Annotated in this window: 1 protein-coding gene; it reads right to left on the reverse strand. The window is 39.6% G+C overall.

Annotated features, from left to right (window positions below; all coding sequences use genetic code 11):
- Window positions 1-973: PoNe immunity protein domain-containing protein (locus G632_RS0118330; RefSeq protein ID WP_022770962.1), on the reverse strand; the 973-nt coding region annotated here is incomplete at its 3' end.
- Window positions 974-1,054 lie beyond the last annotated feature (81 nt).

Below are 1,054 nucleotides of genomic sequence, written 5' to 3' on the forward strand. Positions count from 1 at the left end.
CCTTTAGGTAATCATCAAGGTCAAAGTATATTTCACCAAGTTCATACTTGTCATAAAACTCTTCATCTGAAAGCTGGCCAAAATCTGCAATAAGTTCGTTGACTTTGGCATGGAACTTAGGCGCAATGAATTTCTCAAATTCCGGGGCAAGTGGAATTCCGGCAATGTACTCCTCTTCAACCTCTTCCTCAACAGCCGGTGTGACAGGTTCGATATTTCCCTGTGCAACTACTCCGCTCTTGTAATGGGCAAGATCATACGGATAGTTGGGATTGCCTTTCAGCTCACTATCATCAATTTCAAAGAGCTTGGCAATGGCTGCTGCTTCGTAGGACCAGAGGCCATTATATGGTTCCCATGTCTCTGCAGCTTTTGGCCAGCCCAAATCAGCATGTCCCTTAAGATATTCTTTTGTAATGTACTCCTCAAGCATCTCTTTAGCTTTATTCTTATCGGTCTGAGCAGTTTCGCATATCTTGCCCGCGATAATATATGGTCTCTCCCTGAGATACTTGTCAGACTCAAATGCACGATTGATTCCGTATGCGCTTAAAAGATAGTCAATCAGTATATCGTTGTACTTGTCCTTATCAAGCTTGTCTACAAATTCCTGAAGCTTTTCTTTTTCAATCTCTAAAAGGATAGCTTGCGCTATAAGCTTTATAATACTAATGTAATCGCTCTCCGTTAGATGATTGTTAATAGTGTGCTCAATAATCATACTGACAATATCTTCATATGCCATCACTACTTTGTCAGCTGAATACTGCACATCAAAAATATTGCTTAAGTCTACTGGTATTCTCTGTTTTTTCATTTCAACGATATCTATATTCTTCCTTGGATATCGCTGAATCCCTTGCTTTTCATCTTCAAGCAATTCTTCTATTTTCTTAACAGATTGTTCTACATACGATGGTAGATACTTAAGTTCTGCCTCGAGTGTTTTTATATTGCATCGTTTATCTCTCATGAACAGCCTCCTTATGGATTGTGCGTTCGATATTCTCCGTTTATATCACATTCGCATACCGGTATTCCTGGTCTGTATTCC

Source organism: Butyrivibrio sp. NC2007, from assembly GCF_000421405.1.
In the GTDB taxonomy this organism is placed as follows: domain Bacteria; phylum Bacillota; class Clostridia; order Lachnospirales; family Lachnospiraceae; genus Butyrivibrio.